The sequence below is a fragment of the Atribacteraceae bacterium genome (genome assembly GCA_035477455.1).
Classification (GTDB): domain Bacteria; phylum Atribacterota; class Atribacteria; order Atribacterales; family Atribacteraceae; genus DATIKP01.
In genome coordinates this window covers 1-6,474 of sequence record DATIKP010000101.1, presented here as the reverse complement: position 1 = coordinate 6,474, position 6,474 = coordinate 1, and the positions used below count along the sequence as shown (strand labels likewise).

Sequence of the window (6,474 nt, the reverse complement as noted above, 5' to 3'; positions counted from 1 at the left end):
CGGGGGATGATTGCGCCTTCCATCTTTATCCCGCTGGCGGAAAAAAGCGGCCAAATCAGTCGTATTGGGGCCTGGACCATTAATCAGGCCTGTTTCCAGAATAAAAAGTGGCAGGAAGCAGGGTTAAAACCGATAACAATGGCAGTCAACCTGTCTCTTGGACAATTCATGGATGCGCACCTGGTTGAAGTTGTCCAAAATGCCCTCGAAAAATCAGGTTTAAGTCCAAAATATCTGGAATTAGAGATAACCGAGAGCATTGCCGCCCAAGATTTCCAAAACGTAGCCCATACGATGGACAGCTTGAAGGCCTTGGGCGTGAGGATAGCAATAGATGATTTTGGATCCGGATACTCATCCCTCGATAGATTCAAGGGCCTGCCGGTCGATAAGCTTAAAATAGATATGCGGTTTGTGCATGGAATCGGGGCCGGCAGCAAGGATGAGGAGATCATCAAGGTTATTCTGCAGTTGGGGAGAACTTTCGGCATCAAGGTCTTAGCCGAAGGCGTGGAGGAGGAGAGGCAGCTCTTATTCTTGCGGGAAAACTCCTGTGATGAGATCCAGGGCTTTTACTGCTATAAACCAATGGCTGCCGCCAAGCTGGAAGAAGTTCTGCAAAAGCAAGGCTGAAAGCACTGTAGCGAGGCGGCTCGTAGAGGAGTCAACTGAGGAAACCTCCAGTGCATCCTTCGTGACCCGGAAGGTTTCCTCAATTTCCCACAGCCCGCGGTATGTGTCAATAACCTCACCGTCTTGACATCGGTAGTTCGCTGGTGACGATTGCGTAGTGGCCGTCGTACTTTTCATCTTCCTTATGTTCTCAAACTAACGAATTGGCTTGACCTATCTTATATCCTCCGCTATACTGTTCACATATATTAACACAAGGGGAGGTCTGTGATGCCCAAGGTCCCTGCTCTAAGAAAAGGGATGCCCTTCTTCGCCGCCCGGGAGAAGTCGGTCGCTATCTACCGGAAAAAAGCATTTAAGGCAATGAAAGAAGCTTTTTTCAGAGGTTGGGGTAAGGAATTTTCCCCCGTTATGAAGCGGCCAAGCCACCCCCTATCCCGGGTAAGAGACCGGTACACTGTCCCTTTTTTTGTCCTATGTGTTAACAAATGTGAACTATCCTCCGGTTTGCACCCGCAAAGGGGAGCTAGCCATGTCCCGGCATGAACCCGGCGCCTGGTTTCTTATGGACAAGCGGGCGGTGGAGCGGATTGCCCGGCACCCCCGAGCCAGGATCCTCCTCCTGGTTTACACCGTCTTGTGTTTTCACGCCGATAAAGCGGGCCGTTGCTTTCCCTCTTACCGGAGGCTCCTGGATCTGACCGGGATCGTCTCCCGGGCCAATCTGGCCGAAGCCCTCCAGTCCCTGGAGGACCTGGAGATCATCCGGCGGGAGAGGCGCAAGGGCAGGGTAAACACCTACCTGATCCTGGATCGGACCGGTTCTCCGGGAGAACCGGTGGTCCGGCCGACCGGTTCTGTCGGAGAACCACACCAGTTCTCCGGGAGAACCACAGCGGTTCTGTCGGGGAACCACACCAGTTCTCCGGGAGAACCCGAAGAGGAAGTATTAAAGAGGAATCAGGAAGAGGATCTCTCTAAGAGGAAGGAGGGAAGATGGCAAGAGAAGGAGGAAGTGTGCCAGTTCATAAAGGACCTGAAGGGTCTTGTGGCCCCCATCGAGAAGCGTTTCGTGGAGCGATTGGCGGAGACTCTGGTGCCAGGGGAAACCTTCCGGCTGGTGGAAGAGTGTTACCTCGCCGACCCTCTGGCTTTTCGCAAGCGGGGGATCATGCCTCTCAAAAAGTTGGCGGAACGGTGCTGACCGACTGTCCTTTCTGCGGGCTGCCCTTTGTCGAGGCCAACCTCGCCCTCTCCTCCTTCGGCCTCATGCATCTATCCGAGAAGCTGAAGTGGAAATCCCAATGTTCCTGCCTGACCGAGGAGAAGGAGCGGGAAATCTGGGAGCGGCTGGAAGAGCGGCGGCGGGCCAACCGGCAGGCAGCGGTAAAAGTCCGTTATCGGGAGTCCCGGATGCCCCCCCGCTTTCTCCGCCGGACTTTTGAGAGCTATCTTCCCGCCGATCAAAGGCAGCAGGAAGCCTTGGAGCGGTGCGCGGAGTACGCGGGGAATTTCCTCCGTTGGAAGAACGAGGAAAACCACTCCCTGCTCCTGAGTGGTCCGTCTGACCGGGGCAAGTCCCACCTGGCCCAGGCCATCGCCAATACCCTCCTGGCGGTTGGCTGCAGCCTGATCTATGAAAACTGGGTCCACTTGCTCTCTCGTTTTCGGCGGGCCTTTCGGGACAGGGAAGGCGAGGCCGAGAAGCAGCCTTTACTGGACTGTGATTGCCTGGTGCTTGACGACCTGGGGGTGGGCGGTGGGGAGACCTGGGTGGTGACCACGCTTTATGAAATTATCGACCACCGGTTGGAATGGGACCGGCCCACCGTGATCACCACCAACCTGGCCGTGGCCGAACTCGGCGAACTCTACGGCGGCCGGGTGGCCTCCCGGCTGGGGCGGGGGTACCGGGTGGTGAGGGTTTGAGGGTGAGGGTTTGAGGGTTTATATTTTTCCGACAGGAGGCGAAAACATGAGAGACAGCGATGAAAACAGCGGAAAAAAGGGCAAGAGGACTAATCTGGTGCAGTTCGTGGGGGAGTTGACCCGGCAGCCCCGGGTGTTCACGGCCGAGGGGGGTGGCCGGGTGGTGAACCTCTTCGTCAAGGGCGACACCCAAAGAGGCAACGTCTACCTGCCCATCCGGGTAGCCGGGGACCTGACTACAGAGCACTACGACAGCCTGGTAACCCTGGATCCGGGCGACGAGGTCAAGGTCCTGGGGGAACTGGACTGGGAGAAGTGGGAGAAAAACGGGGAGACCAAATACGCGACCCGAATCAACGCCCGCAAGGTGAAGTTCTCCAGGAAGGTTCCCCTCCGGATGGATGATGAAATCGACAGCGATCTGGAGGAGCTCCCCTTTTGATTTTCCGCAGGAGCAATCCGGAGATCGGAAATCTTGGGGCGGTACGGGCCGATAGCGAGGTAAACCGACGGGAGGTGAAACATGGCTGTGACCTGGCGCAGGACTGAAGTCCGCTTCCGCCGGAAGACTCCCCTGGTGGTGGGATTTTCCGGGGCGGCCGGGGTGGGGAAAACGACGCTGGTCAACCGACTGGCCGACTACTTTGACCGGGAAGGGTATCAGGTAGCGACCGTACCGGAAGTGGCCCGGGAAGTGTTCGCGCTTTACCGGGCCATCGGGGAGGCGCAGACCCTTGAAGAGCTTCGCGCCGAACCGGAGATGTATCTCCGCTACCAGGCAGACGTTTGCGAGGTGATGATCAGGAGGGAGGAACAGGCCCTCGCCTCCGGGGCCAAACTGGTGCTTTGTGACCGGACGATGGTCGACAACTGGCTGTATGCGCTTCTCTACTGTACCCGCCGGGACGGCCGGGCCTTCGACCACCTGGTTTGCCGGATCACCGATTACCTGGCCACCGTGCCCTACCACTGGGTGGTGTTTGTTCCACCCCACGGGAAACCTCTCCCCGCCGACCCGGGCCGGGCCCGGGAAGACAGCGACAGCCAGACCGTACAGGACCGGCTTCTGCGCTTGCTCCTGGGGTTCTACCGGGAACAGTTGGTTCATCTTCACAGCGCCGAAATGAACGAACGTTACGGGTATATGACTTACCTGATCCGGGAATGGTTGAGTACGTAGGCTCGTCCTGGGAACGTCTCTTGAACCAGGAGGGCCTGGGGCCCTACCGGGGCGCCCCGGGGAAACGGATCCGCCGGTTCTACCCCGAGGAAGAGTTCCCCTGGCAGGTTCCCGAGCCCCGCCGCCATTTGCAGGTGGACTGGTCCCGGCTCAGCGCGCGGGAAAAGGAGGTGATCCTCCGACTGTACTATGACTGCCAAAGTGAGCGGGAGGTGGCCCAGGCCCTTGCCCTCTCCCGCGGGAGTGTGCGGGTTTACCGGAACCGGGCGTTACACAAGCTCAAAGGGGAAGGAGGCATCAGTAAGGCATAAAGCATCCGGCGGCCGGTCGGTAGCCCTGGGATCCACCCCGCGGGAAAGCGACCGGCGGGGTTCCGGAACCTGTTTACCGTTTACCGATTAGCGAAAAGGAGGAAAGCATGAGCAAGAAAGAGACGAAAAAAACCAGGATTTGCCACGCATGGAAATTCACCGACCGGGAAGTTTCCGGAACAGGGGAGGAGATCGGGTATCGCCAAACAGGGGAAAGCGGTGAAAAACCCAGCGAACCGGCGGCGGACTCCCCGCAATCCTGAATCAAGAAGCGCTTCTAAAGTGCTGTCGCCCACCCGGCCTATACAATGAGAGGCTCTCACACAACCAAAAGGAGGTAATTTGCCATGCTCAGTATTCCTTACAATGGCCGGGTGGTGCTGCGCTTTGTCACCGGCACCCACCCCACGACCGGGAACCCGATCATCAGTGCCCGGAGCTGGGGAAACGTGAAACCGGAGGCTGCCGATCAGGCCGTGTACGATATCGCGGTGGGACTGGCCAGCCTGGGTGTGTTCAGCGTCGCGGACATCCGGCGCTTCGAAAACAAGATCCTCGAAGGCTAATCGAGAAAGGAGGCTGAACCATGCCGGATCTGATCATGACTTTCCTCAACCAAGCCGGAGGCCAGGTGAACCTGACCCTGCGGGACGCCGACCCTGCTGTCACCGGCGCTCAAGTGGGGGGCTTCATGGACACGGTCATCACCCGGAACGTCTTTGCCTCGGCCGGGGGCGACCTCACTGAGAAGTACGAGGCCAAACTCGTAGAAGTCACCGAAACCCCGCTCACGGTCACCGGGTAATCCGTGGCCGCCAACGTAACCGGTAAAGGGGGAGGGGCGGCCGCCCTTCCCCTGGAGAAAGACCTCAAGCACATTGCCCGGACGCTCGATAAACTGGAGCGCACCCTGGAACGTGCCGACGAGCGCCTGCGGGCCGTGGAGCGGGAGATCACCGCCCTCAAGGTCTGGGGCTCTTTTCTTTCTATCTTGGTCCCGGCCTTACTGCTGGCTTTGCTCACCCGGAGTCTGCCCCGATGAGCCTATCCCGTGATCTGCGACAGCGGTTGCGGGAATACCTCGACCTCCTCCGGGTGCTTTTGGAGGATCTCTCCGATCTCCTGGAGGAAACCCCTCACCCCTACGGCCTGGTGGGCCGGATCGAGACCCTATTTTCTTTTCCCCGGGAACTCCCCACCATCCTCGCTGTCGCCACCGAGTACTTTCCCGACCCCCCGGCCTCTTACCCGGTGAACCCCTTCGCTCTCATGCTGGCCATAAGAGAGGCGGAGAAGGGGAGAGCCGGTCGGGAGTTCGGGGTAATGCATCCAAAGGCCAAAAACACCGACTTACGCACCCAGGCGGCCTGGTGTGCCGGCACTATAAGAGCGAACTTCCAGCGCTTCGCCGACCAGACGAACTTCACCGACTACATCGCTTTCCTGGGGAGCCGCTACGCGCCCCTTGGCGCCGCCAACGACCCCCAAAACCTCAACCGTCACTGGCCGGGTAACGTGCGCTTCTTCTACGAGCGGTTCAACGCTACTGAAAGGAGATAGCCATGGACATCGGAAAACTCATCTATGACATCCTGATCATACTTTTACCCCTGGTCCTGACCTTCATCTTCGGCCGCCTGGGCATCGACCGGATCCAGTTCCAGCGCTACCAGGGCCTGCTCAAGGTAGCCGAGGACGCGGTGCTGTGGGCGGAAGACGCCTTCCCCCAGGCCGCGGGACCCGAGCGACTGAAAAAAGCCATCGCGCTTTTCAAGCAGGCCGCCGGTCAGGCCGGGTTCCTGGTAGACGACGCGGAAGCCGACGCCAAGGTCCGCGCCGCTTACCAGCACCTTCAGATCGCAGCCGGCAAGGCCATCCTGGGAAACTGATCGGCGAGGCCGTCGCCGACCCCTTCCGGCGGCCTCGCTTGGTAGAGCTCTTCCGTCAGCTCTTCCCCCGGTAGCCACCTTCCCCTCGCCGAGGACACCAGCAAGCGCCACCGGGAGTTGAAACGCCAGGAGGAGTTCGGTACCCGTCAGGTTGCGGACCGATAAGACCGGTAACTTTGGTATCCCGGGTGACCGTCCTCAGCCTGGTCTTCCAGCTCTTTCTTCGTGCCGAGGTGGCCAGGAAGGGGATATGATGCGCTATGAAGAGGAGATTTTCGAACTGCGATCGTTTCGATGGACCAGCCTGCCGGTTACATATTTATGCCACTACTGGGGGTCAGGTCTTGAAAAATCACTTTTCTACTCTACCCTCTGCACGATCTTACTCACGGCAGTGAAACGAAGACGAGGGGATTCGGCTCTATTCTTAACGGAAGACCCGCTTTTTAAAAACTTCATCGGTCATGGTCGGGTCATGGTGAATGCACTCAATCAGAAAATGGGTGATCATGCAAGATCCCCCTTTCACTGA

General features: G+C 58.5%; 12 protein-coding genes. All 12 read left to right on the top strand.

The window, feature by feature from the left end; all coding sequences use genetic code 11:
- Positions 1–633 (top strand): EAL domain-containing protein (locus VLH40_06310; GenBank protein ID HSV31618.1); only part of this gene is annotated, 633 nt, incomplete at its 5' end.
- 532 nt (positions 634–1,165) lie between these two features.
- The gene (locus VLH40_06305) at positions 1,166–1,837 is read left to right on the top strand and encodes a helix-turn-helix domain-containing protein (protein HSV31617.1); all 672 of its coding nucleotides are present in this window, start codon (positions 1,166–1,168) and stop codon (positions 1,835–1,837) included.
- Entirely contained in the window at positions 1,831–2,562 is a 732-nt protein-coding gene (locus VLH40_06300; GenBank protein ID HSV31616.1) for an ATP-binding protein, read from the top strand. The genes VLH40_06305 and VLH40_06300 overlap by 7 nt, the downstream gene beginning before the upstream one ends.
- A 46-nt stretch (positions 2,563–2,608) precedes the next feature.
- Positions 2,609–3,004, top strand: a complete 396-nt coding sequence (locus VLH40_06295; protein HSV31615.1) for a single-stranded DNA-binding protein — start codon at positions 2,609–2,611, stop codon at positions 3,002–3,004.
- Between the two features lie 81 nt (positions 3,005–3,085).
- Positions 3,086–3,742: an ATP-binding protein gene (locus tag VLH40_06290; protein ID HSV31614.1), complete on the top strand. Its 657-nt coding sequence runs from the start codon at positions 3,086–3,088 to the stop codon at positions 3,740–3,742.
- Positions 3,727–4,053 carry a sigma factor-like helix-turn-helix DNA-binding protein gene (locus tag VLH40_06285; protein ID HSV31613.1) on the top strand — a complete coding sequence of 109 codons (327 nt, stop codon included), beginning with the start codon at positions 3,727–3,729 and terminating at the stop codon, positions 4,051–4,053. Before VLH40_06290 ends, VLH40_06285 begins: the two co-directional genes overlap by 16 nt.
- 107 nt (positions 4,054–4,160) lie before the next feature.
- On the top strand, positions 4,161–4,316 hold the full coding sequence (locus VLH40_06280) for a hypothetical protein (protein ID HSV31612.1): 156 nt from the start codon (positions 4,161–4,163) through the stop codon (positions 4,314–4,316).
- 84 nt (positions 4,317–4,400) lie between these two features.
- Entirely contained in the window at positions 4,401–4,619 is a 219-nt protein-coding gene (locus VLH40_06275) for a DUF1659 domain-containing protein (protein ID HSV31611.1), read from the top strand.
- A gap of 20 nt (positions 4,620–4,639) precedes the next feature.
- A complete protein-coding gene (locus VLH40_06270; protein ID HSV31610.1) occupies positions 4,640–4,858 on the top strand; it encodes a DUF2922 domain-containing protein in 219 nt (72 codons plus the stop codon).
- Between the two features lie 3 nt (positions 4,859–4,861).
- On the top strand, positions 4,862–5,095 hold the full coding sequence (locus tag VLH40_06265; protein ID HSV31609.1) for a hypothetical protein: 234 nt from the start codon (positions 4,862–4,864) through the stop codon (positions 5,093–5,095).
- Complete coding sequence (locus tag VLH40_06260; protein ID HSV31608.1) at positions 5,092–5,613, top strand: hypothetical protein; 522 nt, start codon at positions 5,092–5,094, stop codon at positions 5,611–5,613. The genes VLH40_06265 and VLH40_06260 overlap by 4 nt, the downstream gene beginning before the upstream one ends.
- 2 nt (positions 5,614–5,615) lie before the next feature.
- Complete coding sequence (locus VLH40_06255; protein HSV31607.1) at positions 5,616–5,942, top strand: hypothetical protein; 327 nt, start codon at positions 5,616–5,618, stop codon at positions 5,940–5,942.
- Positions 5,943–6,474 lie beyond the last annotated feature (532 nt).

Bases quoted from the DNA above. Each gene is read 5' to 3' on its own strand.
- VLH40_06290 (HSV31614.1), top strand. From the start codon at position 3,086: ATGGCTGTGACCTGGCGCAGGACTGAAGTCCGCTTCCGCCGGAAGACT.
- VLH40_06305 (HSV31617.1), top strand. From the start codon at position 1,166: ATGTCCCGGCATGAACCCGGCGCCTGGTTTCTTATGGACAAGCGGGCG.
- VLH40_06275 (HSV31611.1), top strand. From the start codon at position 4,401: ATGCTCAGTATTCCTTACAATGGCCGGGTGGTGCTGCGCTTTGTCACC.
- VLH40_06260 (HSV31608.1), top strand. From the start codon at position 5,092: ATGAGCCTATCCCGTGATCTGCGACAGCGGTTGCGGGAATACCTCGAC.
- VLH40_06280 (HSV31612.1), top strand. From the start codon at position 4,161: ATGAGCAAGAAAGAGACGAAAAAAACCAGGATTTGCCACGCATGGAAA.
- VLH40_06270 (HSV31610.1), top strand. From the start codon at position 4,640: ATGCCGGATCTGATCATGACTTTCCTCAACCAAGCCGGAGGCCAGGTG.
- VLH40_06285 (HSV31613.1), top strand. From the start codon at position 3,727: ATGGTTGAGTACGTAGGCTCGTCCTGGGAACGTCTCTTGAACCAGGAG.
- VLH40_06255 (HSV31607.1), top strand. From the start codon at position 5,616: ATGGACATCGGAAAACTCATCTATGACATCCTGATCATACTTTTACCC.
- VLH40_06295 (HSV31615.1), top strand. From the start codon at position 2,609: ATGAGAGACAGCGATGAAAACAGCGGAAAAAAGGGCAAGAGGACTAAT.